Annotated in this window: 13 protein-coding genes and 2 tRNA genes; 4 read left to right on the plus strand and 11 right to left on the minus strand. The window is 72.5% G+C overall.

All coding sequences use genetic code 11. The features are described from left to right. Positions 1-145: 145 nt before the first annotated feature. The 4 genes from ACFVVA_RS38320 to ACFVVA_RS38335 form a co-directional block, all read right to left on the minus strand. On the minus strand, positions 146-808 hold the full coding sequence (locus tag ACFVVA_RS38320) for an ATP-dependent Clp protease proteolytic subunit (protein ID WP_380546627.1): 663 nt from the start codon (positions 806-808) through the stop codon (positions 146-148). A gap of 54 nt (positions 809-862) precedes the next feature. Then, entirely contained in the window at positions 863-1,483 is a 621-nt protein-coding gene (locus ACFVVA_RS38325) for an ATP-dependent Clp protease proteolytic subunit (RefSeq protein ID WP_380353544.1), read from the minus strand. 268 nt (positions 1,484-1,751) lie between these two features. Then, a complete protein-coding gene (gene tig, locus ACFVVA_RS38330) occupies positions 1,752-3,143 on the minus strand; it encodes a trigger factor (protein WP_359914834.1) in 1,392 nt (463 codons plus the stop codon). A 306-nt stretch (positions 3,144-3,449) separates the two neighbouring features. Then, positions 3,450-3,523: transfer RNA gene (locus tag ACFVVA_RS38335), tRNA-Pro, on the minus strand. 194 nt (positions 3,524-3,717) lie between these two features. Here ACFVVA_RS38335 and ACFVVA_RS38340 point away from each other — a divergent pair. Next, positions 3,718-3,788: transfer RNA gene (locus tag ACFVVA_RS38340), tRNA-Gly, on the plus strand. A 74-nt stretch (positions 3,789-3,862) separates the two neighbouring features. On the opposite strand, the gene ACFVVA_RS38345 is transcribed toward ACFVVA_RS38340, so the two are convergent. Further along, positions 3,863-4,420 carry a hypothetical protein gene (locus ACFVVA_RS38345; RefSeq protein ID WP_387695337.1) on the minus strand — a complete coding sequence of 186 codons (558 nt, stop codon included), beginning with the start codon at positions 4,418-4,420 and terminating at the stop codon, positions 3,863-3,865. A gap of 190 nt (positions 4,421-4,610) precedes the next feature. On the opposite strand from ACFVVA_RS38345, the gene ACFVVA_RS38350 reads away from it, so the two are divergent. After that, on the plus strand, positions 4,611-5,402 hold the full coding sequence (locus tag ACFVVA_RS38350; RefSeq protein ID WP_387695338.1) for a DUF6348 family protein: 792 nt from the start codon (positions 4,611-4,613) through the stop codon (positions 5,400-5,402). Positions 5,403-5,435: 33 nt separating this feature from the next. Here ACFVVA_RS38350 and ACFVVA_RS38355 read toward each other — a convergent pair whose 3' ends face one another. From ACFVVA_RS38355 to ACFVVA_RS38370, 4 genes are all read right to left on the minus strand, one after another. Next, complete coding sequence (locus ACFVVA_RS38355) at positions 5,436-5,633, minus strand: hypothetical protein (RefSeq protein ID WP_359914825.1); 198 nt, start codon at positions 5,631-5,633, stop codon at positions 5,436-5,438. A gap of 478 nt (positions 5,634-6,111) precedes the next feature. Then, positions 6,112-7,338 carry a PP2C family protein-serine/threonine phosphatase gene (locus tag ACFVVA_RS38360; protein ID WP_359914822.1) on the minus strand — a complete coding sequence of 409 codons (1,227 nt, stop codon included), beginning with the start codon at positions 7,336-7,338 and terminating at the stop codon, positions 6,112-6,114. Positions 7,339-7,680: 342 nt separating this feature from the next. Continuing rightward, positions 7,681-8,166 (minus strand): ribose-5-phosphate isomerase, encoded by a 486-nt coding sequence (locus tag ACFVVA_RS38365; protein WP_387695340.1) that lies wholly within the window; start codon positions 8,164-8,166, stop codon positions 7,681-7,683. Between the two features lie 104 nt (positions 8,167-8,270). Continuing rightward, positions 8,271-8,870: a biotin transporter BioY gene (locus tag ACFVVA_RS38370; RefSeq protein WP_380353532.1), complete on the minus strand. Its 600-nt coding sequence runs from the start codon at positions 8,868-8,870 to the stop codon at positions 8,271-8,273. A 266-nt stretch (positions 8,871-9,136) separates the two neighbouring features. On the opposite strand from ACFVVA_RS38370, the gene ACFVVA_RS38375 reads away from it, so the two are divergent. Continuing rightward, positions 9,137-10,564, plus strand: coding sequence for an amino acid permease (locus tag ACFVVA_RS38375; RefSeq protein WP_387695341.1), 1,428 nt, complete (start codon positions 9,137-9,139; stop codon positions 10,562-10,564). Positions 10,565-10,645: 81 nt separating this feature from the next. Here the strand turns inward: ACFVVA_RS38375 and ACFVVA_RS38380 are convergent, their stop codons facing one another. Continuing rightward, a complete protein-coding gene (locus ACFVVA_RS38380; RefSeq protein WP_387695343.1) occupies positions 10,646-11,278 on the minus strand; it encodes a DsbA family protein in 633 nt (210 codons plus the stop codon). Between the two features lie 223 nt (positions 11,279-11,501). On the opposite strand from ACFVVA_RS38380, the gene pepN reads away from it, so the two are divergent. Continuing rightward, positions 11,502-14,096: an aminopeptidase N gene (gene pepN / locus ACFVVA_RS38385; protein WP_387695344.1), complete on the plus strand. Its 2,595-nt coding sequence runs from the start codon at positions 11,502-11,504 to the stop codon at positions 14,094-14,096. A 164-nt stretch (positions 14,097-14,260) separates the two neighbouring features. Here pepN and ACFVVA_RS38390 read toward each other — a convergent pair whose 3' ends face one another. Further along, entirely contained in the window at positions 14,261-15,568 is a 1,308-nt protein-coding gene (locus ACFVVA_RS38390) for a glycoside hydrolase family 18 protein (RefSeq protein WP_387695345.1), read from the minus strand. Positions 15,569-15,714 lie beyond the last annotated feature (146 nt).

Genomic DNA, 15,714 nt, shown 5'->3' on the forward strand with positions numbered 1-15,714 from the left:
CGGACCCCCCCCCCTCTGTTAATTACACCACGCCGCTGGCGTGGCGGGCCGACCCGCTGGGGGGGGGGGGGGGGCCCCCCCGGGGGCCCCCCCCCCCCCCCCGACGGCCCCTCCGACCCGGGGGCGGGCCGGGAGGGCGCCGACCTCAGGAGGTCAGCGAGGTCTTGCGGGTGGAGATGATCTGGTCGATCAGGCCGTACTCGGCGGCCTCCTCGGCGGTCAGGATCTTGTCGCGCTCGATGTCGTCGCGCACCTGCTCCGCCGTCCGGTTGGAGTGCTTGGAGAGCATCTCCTCCAGCTGCTCGCGCATCCGGAAGATCTCCTTGGCCTGGATCTCCAGGTCGGACACCTGGCCGCGGCCGGTCTCGGTGTACGGCTGGTGGATCAGGATGCGGGCGTTCGGCAGCGCCATCCGCTTGCCGGGGGTGCCGGCGGCGAGCAGCACGGCCGCGGCGGAGGCCGCCTGGCCCATGCAGACCGTGGTGATGTCCGGCTTCACGTACTGCATGGTGTCGTAGATGGCCGTCAGGGCCGTGAACGAGCCGCCGGGCGAGTTGATGTACATCTGGATCTCGCGGTCCGGGTCCATCGACTCCAGGCACAGCAGCTGCGCCATGATGTCGTTCGCCGAGACGTCGTCGACCTGCGAGCCGAGGAAGATGATGCGCTCCTCGAACAGCTTGGCGTACGGGTCGTACTCGCGGATGCCCTGCGTGGTGCGCTCGACGAAGCGCGGGACGATGTAGCGGCCCTCGGCGCGCATGTCCTCGACGCGGGCCTGGGCGGCCGACAGGCTGGGGATGTTCATGGGGTCCTTGTCCTCCGGGGCGTTGGGGCTGTGGTCTCGCGGGCGGGCCGAGGCTCAGGCAGCGCCCGTGCCGCCGCCGCCGGGGACGTCCGCGGCGCTGTGCATGATCGCGTCGATGAGGCCGTACTCCAGGGCCTCCTCCGGGGTGAACCAGCGGTCGCGGTCGGAGTCGGCGGTGATCTGCTCGAAGGACTGGCCGCTGTGGTGGGCGATCAGCTCGGACATCCGCTTCTTGGTGCGGAGCAGCTGCTCGGCCTGGATGCGGATGTCGGTGGCGGAACCGCCGAGGCCCGCGGAGGGCTGGTGCATCAGGATGGTCGAGTTCGGCAGCGAGAAGCGCTTGCCCGGGGCACCCGCGGTGAGCAGGAACTGGCCCATCGAGGCGGCCATGCCCATCGCGATGGTGACGACGTCGTTCTTGATGTACTGCATGGTGTCGTAGATCGCCATGCCGGCCGAGATCGAGCCGCCCGGGGAGTTGATGTAGAGGAAGATGTCCTTGTCCGGGTCCGCGGCCAGCAGCAGCAGCTGCGCGGTGATCTTGTTGGCGATGTCGTCGTCGACCGCCTGGCCGAGGAAGATGATCCGCTCGTTGAGCAGCCGGTTGTAGACCTGGTCGCCAAGGCCGCCGAGCACGTCACCAGCGGCGGCGTGCGGCGCCATCGGGCCAGGCATCTGCATCTGCGGGAACGTCACTTAGCCACCTGCTCAGTCGGTTTGGACGGTCGCTCCACGGCCGTCACGATGTCGCACAGCTTCCGGGTATCACGTCGTGATTGGTGCTGTCCAAGGACCCTAACGCGCAGGCCGGGCCGCAGAATCCCTCACGCAGAACTGTTCGCTGTGAGCGCAGGGTCGCGGTGGCCGCGGGCGGGGACGACAGCGGGCCCGGACACCGTACGGCGTCCGGGCCCGCTGCGGCCTTGAGGGGCTACCGGGGCGCTCAGGCCTCGGTCTTCTCCTCGGCGGAGGTCTCCTCGGCGGCGGCCTCGACGGTCTCGGCCGTCTCGTCCTCGTCGTCGAAGTTGATCTCGTTGCCCTCGGTGTCGACGACCTTGGCGGCCTCGACCACGGTGGCCAGCGCCTTGCCGCGGGCGACCTCGCCGACCAGCAGCGGAACCTGGCCGCCCTGGACGACCTGCTGGGCGAACTGGTCCGGGGTGAGGCCGGAGCCGGCGGCGCGGCGGATGAGGTGCTCGGTCAGCTCCTCCTGGTTAACACCCAGCTCCTCGTCGGCGACGATCTGGTCCAGGACGAACTGGGTCTTGATGCCCTTCTTCGCCTGCTCCTCGATCTCCGCGTCCCACTCCTCGGCGGTCTTGCCCTGGGTCTCCAGGTAGGCGTCGAGGGAGAGGCCCATCGGCTGGAGCTGGTGGTGCTCCACGTTGTGCTTGCGGGTCTCGACCTCGTCCTTGAGGAGCTTCTCGGGGTACTCGATCTCAACCAGGGCGAGCAGCGCGTCCAGGACCTTCTCCTGGGCCTGGGTGGCCTGGTCGTACTCCTTCATGCGCTCCAGGCGCTTGCGGGAGTCGGCGCGCAGGTCCTCCAGGGTGTCGAACTCGCTGGCCAGCTGGGCGAACTCGTCGTCCAGCTCGGGCAGCTCCTTCTCCTGGACGGCGGTGACGGTGACGGTGACCTCGGAGGTCTTGCCCGCCTGGGTGCCACCCTTGAGCTCGGTCTCGAAGGTCTTCTCCTCGCCGGCCGACAGGCCGACGACGGCCTCGTCGATGCCGTCGATGAGGCGGCCAGAGCCGATCTCGTAGCTGACGCCGTTGGCGGTGCCGTCGTCCGGCACCTCACCGTCGACCTTCGCGACCAGGTCCACGACCACGATGTCGCCCTCGGCGGCGGCGCGCTCGACGTCCTTGACCGAGGAGAAGCGCTCGCGCAGCTGCTCCAGCGACTTCTCGATGTCCTCGTCGGAGACGACGATCGGGTCGACGGTCACCTCGATGGAGGAGAACTCCGGCAGGGTGACCTCCGGACGGACGTCGACCTCGGCGGTGAACTTCAGGTCGCCGCCATCGGCGATCTTCTCGACACCCTCGATGTTGGTGATGTCGGGCTGTCCGAGGACCTCGATCTTGCCCTCGTCGACGGCCTGCGTGTAGAAGCGCGGCAGGGCGTCGTTGACGGCCTCTTCCAGCACGGCACCACGGCCGAAGCGCTGGTCGATGACCCGGTTCGGGATCTTGCCCTTGCGGAAGCCCGGGACCGAGACCTGCTGGTTGATCTTCTTGTACGCCGCGTCGAGGCTGGGCTTGAGCTCCTCGAAGGGCACCTCGACGGTGAGTCGAACCCGGGTCGGGTTCAGAGTCTCGACGGCGCTCTTCACGGTTAGGTCTCCTAGGGGCTTGCGGTCAGGTTGTCTCCGCCCGTCCCCATCGCCCGGCCGGAGCCGGAAGGGGGGTCGGACGAGACGGGCGATGGGCGGTTGGAGCTGCATCTCCCGTGGGGTGGACGGTGAGCTTGACTCCTCGCCCTCGTGCGGTTGACCTGGGTGGACGCCACAGGGACTACCGCCAGCGCCCCATCCTACCGGTACCACGAAAGGCGGACGCCAGGCGCCACCGTACCGCCGCCGGGGAGCTCCCACACAGAACAGGGCCCCGCCCCCGTCGGGCGAGACCCTGCCGCACTGTCGGGGTGACCGGATTCGAACCGACGGCCTTCCGCTCCCAAAGCGGACGCGCTACCAAACTGCGCCACACCCCGTGGTGCCGAGAGGAAGCGTACACGCCGGGCCTGCACGGCTCGCCGAGTTGTTCCGCGCGGGCGCGACCGCGACATATACCGCGCGGGCGCGAGAGGGTGCGCGCAGGGCGCTGGGCGAGGGGGCGTGCGCTCGGGCGGCCGGACCAGGTACGCTGTCCCCCGGACTTCCGGCCGGTGACGGCTGGGAGCGTCGTGCGGGCGTAGCTCAATGGTAGAGCCCTAGTCTTCCAAACTAGTCACGCGAGTTCGATTCTCGTCGCCCGCTCTCCGATCCGGCCCCGGTGTGCCCAGCGCACCGGGGCCGTCGGCGTTCCCCGGGCCGCCGCGGCCCCTTCCGCCTCAGAGTCCGAGCCGTGCGGCCCGGGCGGCGGCCCGGTCCAGCAGCTGGTGGACGTCGCCCTCCCGAGTGGTCGGGCGGTCGTTGTACTCGTCCGGGGAGCGCGCCGGGCGGCCGGTGGCGTGCAGCACCTCCATCAGCTGGACCCGGGCGGTGCGCACGGTGTCCGGGGTCCCGTAGCCGTGCGCCAGGACGGCGGCCTGCGCGCCGAGCAGGCAGACCCGGCCGGCCGCGTCCCACATCGCGCCCTGGAGCCAGCCGTGCGCGCCGATGTAGCGGGAGGCGAGCCGGAGGTGGTCGGCCGCGCCGACCGGCACGGGGCGCGCGGGCCGGCCCAGCGCCCGGTCGAGCAAGGTGGCCCGGGGCTCGGGGTGGCCGGCCTGCCAGGGCCGCAGGACGCTGCCGTGGGGGCAGACGTACGGCACCGGGGTGCGCGCGGGGGCGGGCAGCGAGGCGAGGTAGGCCTCGATCTCGGCGACCAGCCCGGGGCCGGCCGGGCCGAACGGCGGCGGCCCGGGGGCGAGGAGGACGGGCGGGGGCGGGGCGGCGGTGCGGGGCATGCGGGTCCTCCGGGCGGACGGCCTTCAGGTTCCGCTGCCCAAAGTGGGGCATCCAGGACATTTCCGCGACCGGAGGACCGCGGGGTCCGCATGGTTTCCCGGCGGGCTGTCGGGCCGATAGCCTCGGCGGCGTTCGAGCGCAGTTCGAGCGCGAGCTCAGCCGCCGCGCTCCCGAGGTGGAGGAGTCCCGGTGCATCCGCAGGAGCGACTGGCCGTCATTCAGCGCTGTGTGGTCCGGGAGATGGCGCGCCTGGGCCAGGTGTTCCGCCCGGACGGCGAGGTGGTCCGCGGCCCCGGCACCACCGCGGTGGCGGTGCGCGAGCACCCCGGGGACGACGGCGCCGGGCACGTGGACCTCGGCTTCGTGCTCCACCTGGGCCGGGCGGACGCCCCGGTGGTGTGGGACTGCGCGCCGGGCCTCGGCAAGACCGAGGAGGAGAAGCTCGCCAACGCGGTGAAGATGTGGGCGACCACCACCGCCCCGGTGCTGGTCGAGGTCGCGGGGGGCCGCGGGATCCGCGCCGACCGCCCGGCCCTGCCCGGACTCCCGGGCTGGCGCGCGGTGCAGGGGCCGGCCGCGGTGTTCGGCTTCGGCAACGAGCACCTGGCGGGCTGGCTCTCCGAGCACCGGGTGCTGCCGGCGCTGGCGCCCGCGCTGCGCGCCGGGTTGACCGGGCCCGGGCCGGTGGGCGTCAAGCTCTTCCTGGGCGGGAAGGCGGGGGACGACGTCGCCGAGGTCCGGGTGGGCGGCGAGGTGTCGGAGGCCGCCTCGGCGGCGCTGCGCGCGCTGGACTGGCCGCGGGGCGAACGGCTGTGCTGGGCACGGCTGTTCGTGCTGCTGACGGCCGAGCCGACGGCATCGGGACAGCACACGCCGGCGGGTGCGGTGGCACCCGCGCCGATGCGTGCCCCGGCCCCGGCGGCGGCGCGCCCCCGGGGACTGTTCGCTCGCTGGCGGGAGGCCAGACGGGCCGACCGGTGACCCCTGGGCGAGGGTGCGGACGGCCCGGCCGGGTCAGCCGCCGGTGATGCCGGAGATGCTGTGCGCGAGGTTGGCCAGCAGAGAGTTGATGGAGCCGGCGACCGTGGTCTCGTGGAGCATGAAGCCGAACAGGGCGGCGACGATCGCGTGCGGGATCTTCATCTGCTTGTTGCGGATGAAGATGATGCACAGGATCGCGAACAGGACCAGTGCGGAGACGGAGAGTGCCACCCGGACTCACTTCCTCGTTTTCATAGCGGGGTGCCGCCGCCCGGCGGCACCTGCGAAAGCCGGACCCCGGCCTGTCCGACGGTCCCGAGGCGGAATCGCGGACCGTCCGGCGCAGCGCCGGCGAGGGAGCCCACAGTCGACCGCTGTCTGTCGTGCCGCACGTGACGCCCCCAATCCCCCGAATCCTGAACAGTCCCGCCCGGACTCAGTGTGGTCGACCGTGCCGATTGCGTAAAGGTCTGAAAGTCAGCCCAACGCCGATATCCTGCGATGCGAGACGAGTTTCCGCCGACCGGGACGATAGCGGAGCCGTCCTGACGAATCGTCGGCGGGGCCGTGCTGAGCGGCCGGAAAACGGCCGGGGGCGGGGAACGGAAGCCGCTGGTCCGCTCCGCTGACGGGGCCTGCGAATTGGCCGAAGATCAGCTGCCGGGCTTGACAGCGGCGGCTGCCCTCGGCATGTGCCCCGGCGGCACCGTCAGTCGCGCCAGAGCAGCAGCACGGCGCGGTCGTCGTTGATGTCCCGGGCGACCGTCTCGATCAGCGCGGCCGCGGTGCCCGTGCCCGTCCCGGGTCCGCCGCCGGGCACCAGCCGGTCCGCCTCCCCCATCAGCCGGTCCATGCCCTCCCCGAGGTCCCGACCCGGGGCCTCGACCATGCCGTCGGTGCACAGCATCAGCACGTCGCCCCGGTTCAGCCGGCCGCGCACGCCCTCGAACTTGGCGCCGTCGTAGATCCCGAGCAGCGGGCCCTCGGCCTGCTTGACCTCCCAGCGCCCCTCCCCGGCCAGCCGCTGCATGCCCGGCAGGTGCCCGGCCGAGAGCAGCTCGTACTCCCCGGTGTCCAGGTCCAGCACCAGGTGGACGGCGGTGGCGAAGCCCTCCTCCCAGGACTGGCGCAGCAGGTAGCCGTTGGCGGCGGGCAGGAAGTCGTGCGCGGGCAGCGAGCCGACCAGGCCGCCGAAGGCGCCGGAGAGCAGCAGCGCGCGGGAGCCGGCGTCCATGCCCTTGCCGGAGACGTCCGCGAGGACCACCTCCAGCAGCCGCTGGCCGGGGCCGGTGCGGGCGGCGACCACGAAGTCCCCGGAGAAGGACTGGCCGCCGGCCGGGCGCAGCGCCATGTCCGCGTGCCAGCCCTCCGGCAGCTCGGGCACCCGGCTCTGCACCCGCAGCCGCTCGCGCAGGTCGAACAGCATGGTGGAGCCGCCCCACCAGGGCACGCCGACCCGGGCCCGGAACTGGGCGAGCAGCAGGCCGCCCACCCCGGCGGCGCCGACCACCAGGGCCGCGCCCGGGGTCACGCCGTAGATGTACGCCTCGGGGTTGTCGCTGGCGACCCGCTGGCCGGTGTGGATCACGGACTCGGAGGAGAGGCCGAGCGCGGCCAGCGCGTAGAGCACCACCAGGCTGCCGGGGCGCAGCAGCAGGGCGCCGGCCAGGATCGGCAGCACCAGGGAGGTGGGCGGGGCCCAGTCGGGCATCCAGATGTTGAGCAGGATCAGCAGCGGGACGAGCAGGGCGAGCGCGCAGAGCACCGGCCAGTCGGCGGCGCCGCCGCGGAAGTAGTCCACACCGGCTGTGCGCAGCCTTCGGCGGACCCGGCGGACCCTCTTGCGCAACCGGGCCGTCACGGACTCGGACGCCGTGGCGGCGCCGGGCCTCGTCGCAGTCGTCTGGGGCGGTGTGCCCGGCGCTCTGCCAGCCATGGGGTCCGACCCTATCCACGGGCACGGCCCGGCGTCGACGGGTCGGGGGCGGGCGCGGGCGCCGGAGCGCGGGGCGCCCGGCGGGTTTCGGCCGATCGGCGGGGTTGCGGGCGTGCCGTCAGGAGGCGTACGCCGGTTGGGCGTACGGAACCGTGCGGGCGGCGTGCGCGCCCCGCGTACGGGGGTGTCCGAGCGCCGGGGCCTGTGGCCGATCCCACAGGCGGAGCGGGCCGCCGCGGGCCCGTCGGGCGAGGTCCGGGGCCGTCCGGGGGCGTCCGGACACGGCGGCGGCCGGTCGCACGGGAGCGTGCGGCCGGCCGTCGGGGAGGGTGGGTGGTGGGATCAGCCCTGCGGGTGGTGGGCCGGGATCGGCGGGAGTTCGCCGGTGGTCTCGTACTCGCTCAGCATCTCGATCCGGCGGGTGTGCCGGGGCTCGCCGCTGTACGGGGTCTTGAGGAAGACCTCGACGAACTCGGTGGCCTCGTCCTGGGTGTGCATGCGGCCGCCGATGGAGATCACGTTGGCGTTGTTGTGCTGACGGCCGAGCTCGGCGGTCTGCACGCTCCAGGCCAGCGCGGCCCGGACGCCCTTGACCTTGTTGGCGGCGATCGCCTCGCCGTTGCCCGAGCCGCCGATCACGATGCCCAGGGCGTCCTCGTCGGCGGCGGTGCGCTCGGCGGCACGCAGGCAGAACGGCGGGTAGTCGTCCTCGGCATCGTAGATGTGCGGCCCGCAGTCGACCGGCTCGTGGCCGGCCCCCTTGAGCCACTCCACGAGGTGGTTCTTCAGTTCGTATCCGGCATGGTCTGAGCCCAGGTACACGCGCATGCCATGAGTGTGGCATGCGCGTGCGCCCGGGCCCGACAACGGGGGCGCCGACCGGGTGGGACGGCGGCGCGGGGCGGCCGGGCGACGCGGGCCGGCCGGGCGGATCAGCGCCGGCCGAGCAGCTTCCAGGCCAGCGGCAGGGCGCCGGCGGCGAAGGCGGCCTTGACGGCGTCGCCGACCAGGTACGGGTAGAGGCCGAGCTCGGCGGCGCGGGCGAGCGGCACGTGCAGCGACAGGGCGAGGTACGGGACGCCGACCGCGTAGATGGCGAGGCTGCCGAGGACCATGGTGACGGCGGTGTTGACCGGGGTGCGGTCGGCGCCGCGGCGGGCCAGCGCGCCGGTCACGGCGGCGGCGAGGACGAAGCCGATCACGTAGCCGAAGGAGGCCGTCGCCCAGCCCGAGGTGCCCTCGGCGAACCAGGGCAGGCCCGCCATGCCGGCCAGCAGGTAGAGCACCATCGAGGCGACGCCGCGGCGGGCGCCGAGCGCGGTGCCGACCAGCAGGGCGGCGAAGGTCTGGCCGGTGACGGGCACCGGCGAGCCGGGGACGTTCACCGACAGCTGGGCGGCCAGGCCGGTCAGCGCGGCGCCGCCGGCCACCAGGGCCAGGTCGCGGGCCTGGGCGCCGAGGCGGGTGGAGGCGGCGGGCAGCAGGTCGGCGAGGACGGTGCGGCGCGGTATCGGGGTGGTGGCAGTGGCCATCGGGGCTCCTCCGTGAGAGTCCAGGTGAGTGAACACCTGTGAACCTACGCGGTGATCCACTGGGCGAACGGCACGGTTTCGGACAAACCCCCGCCCTCGGGCATTGTCGGAACCGGACCGGAACAACTCCTGGTCACAGCATGATCACAGTAGGTTTCGGCAGGGTCCGCATGGTGGGCCCGAATCGAACATTCTTGGCATGGACAGGGGTGCCGCCGGATATTGGACAGCTCATGTCGCATACCGCACAGTCTGGAACCACCCCTATGGCCCCCACTTCCGCCCCGACGGCGACCGGGACCCCCACCGGCACCCAGCCGGCCGCAGGCCCGGCGTCGGGTGGTCAGCAGCTCTCGCACGGCCTGAAGCAGCGCCACCTGTCCATGATCGCCCTCGGCGGCGTGATCGGCGCCGGCCTCTTCGTCGGCTCCGGCGCCGGCATCGCGGCCGCCGGCCCGGCGATCATCCTGGCGTTCGTGCTCTCCGGCCTCCTGGTCATGCTGATCATGAGAATGCTCGGCGAGATGTCCGCCGCCCGCCCCGCCTCCGGCTCGTTCTCGGTGCACGCCGAGAAGGAGATCGGCCCCTGGGCCGGGATCACGGCCGGCTGGATGTACTGGGTGATGCTCTGCTGCGGCGTCGCCGCCGAGGCCACCGCCGCCGGGAAGATCGTCAACGGCTGGATCCCCGGCGTCTCCGCCTGGGTCTGGGTCGGCCTGTTCATGGCCTTCTTCTGCGCCAGCAACCTCACCGCGGTGAAGAACTTCGGCGAGTTCGAGTTCTGGTTCGCCGCGATCAAGGTCGCCGCGATCATCGCCTTCCTGGTCCTCGGCGGGCTCGGCATCGCCGGGGTGATCGGCCCCGGCGCCCCCGGCGCGGCGAACCTCACCGGCCAGGGCGGCTTCCTGCCCAACGGCGTCGACGGACTGATCATCGGCCTGCTCGCCTCGGTCTTCGCGTACGGCGGCCTGGAAACCGTCACCATCGCCGCCGCCGAGTCCGACGACCCCAAGAAGAACGTCGCCAACGCCGTGCGCACCGCGGTGTGGCGGATCGCGATCTTCTACATCGGCTCGATGGCCCTGGTGGTCACCCTGGTCTCCTGGAAGGACCCGAAGGTCGTCGCCGACGGCCCGTACGTCACCGTGCTGAGCCACCTCGGGGTGCCCGCCGCCGGAACGATCATGCAGGTGGTGGTGCTGGTCGCGCTGCTGTCCGCGATGAACGCCAACATCTACGGCGCCTCCCGGATGGCGTACTCGCTGGTCGGCCGCGGCCAGGGCCCCAAGGCGCTGGCCAAGGTCAGCGGCGGCGTGCCGCGCAGAGCCGTGCTGATCTCCTGCCTGTTCGGCTTCGGCGCCGTGCTGGCGGCCAAGTTCTGGCCGGACACCGTGTTCACCTGGCTGATGAACACCACCGGCGTGGCGATCCTGGTGGTCTGGCTGTTCATCTGCGTCGTCCAGCTGCGGATGCGCCGCCGGCTGGAGCGCGAGGCGCCCGAGCTGCTCACCGTGAAGATGTGGGGCTACCCGTACCTCACCTGGGTCGCGATGGCCGCCGTGGCCGCCATCCTCGCCCTGATGACCACCACCGAGGGCAACCGCGACCAGCTGTACGCGGCCGGCGTGCTGGTCGCGCTGCTCACCGTCGCCGGGCTGCTCAAGCAGCGCCGGGACGCCGCCGCCCTGCGCTGACCTTCCCGTCCCCATGCATGGCGAGGGCCCGGTACCGATCGGTACCGGGCCCTGCCGCGTTTCCGGGGAACTACCTGCGGCTCACTCGAAGGACGGGCCGGCCGTGCGGGTGCGCTTGATCTCGTAGAAGCCCGGGGTGGAGGCCACCAGCAGGGTGCCGTCCCACAGCCGGGCCGCGGCCTCGCCCTTCGGGGCGGGGGTGACCACCGGGCCGAAGAAGGCCACCCGCTCGCCGTCCGCGCCCTCGACCGCGATCACCGGGGTGCCGACGTCCTCGCCGACCAGGGTGATGCCCTCCTTGTGCGAGGCGCGCAGGGCGTCGTCGTAGGCGTCCGTGCCGCCCGCGTCGGCCAGCTCCGCCGGCAGGCCCGCGGCCACCAGGGCGGCCTCGATGGTCTCCCGGTTCTGCGGCAGGCCCTGGTTGTGGAAACGCACGCCCAGCTCGGTGTAGAGCCGGCCGAGCACCTGCGGCCCGTGCTGCTCGGCGGCGGCGATGCAGACCCGCACCGCGCCCCAGGCGTTGTCCAGCAGCTCCCGGTAGCTCTCCGGGAGGTCCCGGTGCTCGTTGAGCACCGACAGGCTCATCACGTGCCAGCGCACGTCGACCGGACGCAGCCGCTCGACCTCGACCATCCAGCGGGAGGTCATCCACGCCCACGGGCAGGCCGGGTCGAACCAGAAGTCGGCGGTCTTGCGCTCAGTGGCAGTCGTCACTGGTGGTGTCCTTCGTGAGGCGATCCTGGGCAGGGAGGAGTTCCACCCCCGGAACGCCAACACCCGCCCGGGGCCGCTGATTCCGGCGCGGACGCGGCGGCCTGTGCAATGGTACTGACGGCGAGCGGCGTGAAAGGATGACCCCGCGCGCGGGGCACACCCCGCGCGAGACCGCACCACCCACAGGCGCACCACCGTGCGAGCCGGACAAAGGAGTACCGCCGTGCCGGGCAAGAACCTCAGCCGCGACGAGGCGCAGCAGCGGGCCAGCATCCTGACCGTGGACGGCTACCGGGTCCGGCTGGACGTGACCTCGGCCCCTGACCGGGCGGCCGGCACCTTCCGCTCCACCACCACCGTCACCTTCCGCTGCTCCCAGCCCGGTGCCGGCACCTTCCTCGACCTGCTCGCCCCCGCCGTCCGCTCGGTCACTCTGAACGGCCGATCCCTCGACCCGGCCACCGCCTACGACGGCGCCCGGGTGCACGTCGACGGCCTGGCCGCCGAGAACGTGCTGACCGTCGAGGCGGACTGCGCCTACAGCCGCACCGGCGAGGGCCTGCACCGCTTCGTCGACCCGGTGGACGGCGAGACCTACCTCTACACCCACTACGAGCCGGCCGACGCCCGCCGGGTGTTCGCGAACTTCGAGCAGCCCGACCTGAAGGCCCCGTTCACCTTCACCGTGACCGCCCCGGCCGCCTGGAACGTGTGGTCCAACGCCCCGCACGAGAAGGTCACCGAGCAGGACGGCACCGGGCAGGACGGCGCCGAGCAGGACGGCGGCCGCACCTGGGAGTTCGCGCCGACCAAGCCGATCTCCACCTACCTCACCGCCGTCGTCGCCGGCCCGTACCACGTCGCCCGCGACCACTACCGCCGCGAGCTGGCCGACGGCACCGCGCTGGAGATCCCGCTCTCCGCGATGTGCCGCCGGTCGCTGGCCCCGTACTTCGACGCGGACGAGATCCTCGGCGTCACCAAGCTCGGACTCGACTTCTTCCACGAGGAGTTCGACTACCCGTACCCGTTCGGCAAGTACGACCAGGCCTTCGTTCCCGAGTACAACATCGGCGCGATGGAGAACCCCGGCTGCGTCACCTTCCGCGAGGAGTTCGTCTTCCGCTCGAAGGTCACCGACGCCGCGTACGAGGGCCGGGCCAACGTCATCCTGCACGAGATGGCGCACATGTGGTTCGGCGACCTGGTCACCATGCGCTGGTGGGACGACCTGTGGCTGAAGGAGTCCTTCGCCGACTTCATGGGCTCCTACGGCCTGATCGGCGCCCGCACCCGCTACTCCTCCGCCTGGGTCACCTTCGCCAACCAGCGCAAGGCCTGGGCCTACCGGCAGGACCAGTTCCCCACCACCCACCCGATCACCGCGGACATCCGGGACCTGGAGGACGCCAAGCTCAACTTCGACGGCATCACCTACGCCAAGGGCGCCTCCGTCCTCAAGCAGCTGGTGGCGTACGTCGGGTCCGAGGCCTTCTTCGAGGGCGCCCGCCGCTACTTCAAGCGCCACGCCTTCGGCAACACCGAGCTGGGCGACCTGCTGGAGGTGCTGGAGGAGACCAGCGGCCGCGACCTCAAGGCCTGGGCCGCCGCCTGGCTCCAGACCTCCGGGGTCGACTCGCTCACCCCGCAGGTCACCACCGACGCCGAGGGCCGGATCACCGAGCTGGCGGTGCTCCAGGACGGCGAGGTGCTGCGCCCCCACCGGATCGCGGTCGGCCTGTACGACCGGGACGCCGACGGCGCCCTGGTCCGCACCGGGCGGATCGAACTGGACGTCACCGGCGCCCGGACCGTCGTCGCCGAGGCCGCCGGCCTGCCCCGCCCGGCGCTGGTGCTGCTCAACGACGACGACCTGACCTACTGCAAGATCCGCTTCGACGAGGAGTCGCTGGAGAACCTGCGCGCCGGCCTCGGCGACATCCGCGACGAGCTGGCCCGGGCGCTGACCTGGTCCGCGGTCTGGAACCTCACCAGGGACGGCCTGATGCCGGCCCGCGACTATGTCGCCCTGGTGCTGCGGTTCGCCGGCCAGGAGGGCAACATCGGCGTGCTCCAGTCGCTGCACGCCCAGGCCAAGACCGCCGTCGACCTGTACGCGGACCCGGCCTGGCGCGGCGAGGGCGGCCGGCTGCTCGCCGACGGCGCCCTGCGCGAGCTGCGCGAAGCCGTCCCCGGCAGCGACCACCAGCTGGCCTGGGCCCGCTTCCTCGCCCAGACCGCCGGCGGCGCCGAGCACCTCGGCCTGGTCCGCGGCCTGCTGTCCGGCAGCGCCCGGATCGACGGACTGGAGGTCGACCAGGACCTGCGCTGGTCGCTGTGGCTGGCGCTGGCCGCGTCCGGCCAGGCCGCCGACGAGGAGCTGGCCGCCGAACTGGCCGCCGACAACACCGCGAGCGGCAAGCGGCACCACACCCAGTGCCTGGCCGCCCGGCCCACCGCGGAGGCCAAGGCCGCCGCCTGGTCGGCCGTGATCGACTCGGACGAGCTGCCGAGCGCCCTGGTCGAGGCCAACACCGCGGGCTTCTCGATCCCCTCCCAGCGCGACCTGAGCGCCCTCTACGCGGCGCCGTACTTCAAGCTGCTGGAGCGGATCTGGGCCGACCGGACCATCGAGATCGCGATGCGGATCGTCGGCGGGTTCTTCCCGATCGCCCAGACCGACGAGCAGACCCTGGCCGAGGCCGACGCCTGGCTCGCCGGGCACCCGCAGGCCGCGCCCGCGCTGCGCCGTCTGGTGCTGGAGCGCCGGGACGACCTGGCCCGCGCGCTGCGGGCGCAGGCCTGCGACCGGGCCTGACGGGCCGCCCCCGGGCCTGACCGGCCGTACGCCGCAACGGCCGTACGCCACAAGGGCCTTCACCGCCACGGCCGGCTCGCCGGGACGGTTCACGTCCGCGCGCGCAGCCGGCGCAGCGGGGCCCGCCGCGGGTACGTCCGCGGCGGGCCCCGGATGCGGGGCGGTCAGTCTCGGCGCAGACCGCGGTCCAGCGCGGCGATCGCGCTGCCCTGGGCGTCGTCGCCGTCCAGCGACCAGACCATCACCCCGGCCAGGTCGTTCCAGCGCGTGTACCGCGCCTTCTGGGTGAGCACCTCGGCCGTGTCGTAGCTGTAGAAGGTGGTGCCGTCGTACTTCCAGGACACGCCGTGGTCACGGTCCAGGTAGACCTTGCCCGGCAGCGCGTTGATCTCCTGGTACGAGTGGTCGGGCGCGGCCGCGGTGGCGCTCTGGAAGAGGCCGCCGCGCTTGCCGGGGGCGACGCCGGTCCAGCCGTGGCCGTACAGCGGGGCGCCGAGGACGAGCTGCTCGGAGGGCATTCCGCGCTCCTGGTAGTGCGTCACGGCGGTGTCGGCGCTGCGCCGGCGCGGGTCCGGGTCGGTCGGGTCGGAGTACAGGTTGGCCTGGTGGTTGGCCGGGCCCTTGCCCTCCCACGGACCGTGCAGGTCGTAGGTCATCACGTTCAGCCAGTCCATCGACTCGCTGAGCCGGGGCAGTTCGAGCCGGTCGGCGACGGTCTCGTTGGCGGCCACGGCGGCGGTCAGCAGGTAGTGCTTGCCCTTCCTGCCGCTCAGGGCGTCCAGCTGGTCGCGGAACTCCTGCATCAGCAGGGTGAAGTTGCGGCCGTCCTCGGGCCGGACCACGTTGCCCGCGTCCCCGCCGCCGCCCGGGTACTCCCAGTCGACGTCGATGCCGTCGAAGACGCCCGCGGCCGCGCCCTTGCCGCCCTCCGGGGAGCCGGCCAGGACCGGCACGTCGCCCTTGAGGTAGAGGTCGATGCAGGAGGAGACGAACTTCTCGCGGGCCTCGGGGGTGGCGGCCGCGTCGGAGAAGTACTTGGACCAGCTCCAGCCGCCCAGTGAGATCACCGTGCGCAGCTGGGGGTTCTTCGCCTTGAGCTTGCGCAGCTGGTTGAAGTGGCCCTTCAGCTTCTGGCCCGGGGCGTCGGCCACGCCGTCCACCGACTCGGCCGCGGAGAAGGAGCGCTGGTAGTCGTTGTGGGCGTCACCCTGGCCGGCCTCGTTGCTCTCGAAGCAGGTGCCCTCGGCGGAGACGTTGCCGAAGGCGTAGTTGATGACGGTGAGCCTGGCCGCCTGGCCGGACTCCTGGACCCGCTTGGCGGAGCTGTCGGCGCCCCACTGGGTGAAGTAGCCGACCCGCTGGCCCTTCAGCTTCGGGCCGTGCCGTCCGTCGGCGGCGTTGGCGGTGGCGGGGGCGGCGAGCAGCGCGGCGACGGTGGCGGCGGCGAGCAGGGCTGAGGCGCGAGTGGGCATACCGGACCTGTTCTCTGAAGCGACGTCAAATGGTCTGGACCAGATGAGAGAGAGGTTTAGTCCATCTGCCGTTCACCGCACAAGGGGGCGGGCCCGGTCGGTGCAGCATGCAAAAGAGGGGCCGGACCGCGATGTGCGGTCCGGCC

This window comes from Kitasatospora sp. NPDC058048 (genome assembly GCF_042885555.1).
Lineage (GTDB): Bacteria > Actinomycetota > Actinomycetes > Streptomycetales > Streptomycetaceae > Kitasatospora > Kitasatospora lactacystinica.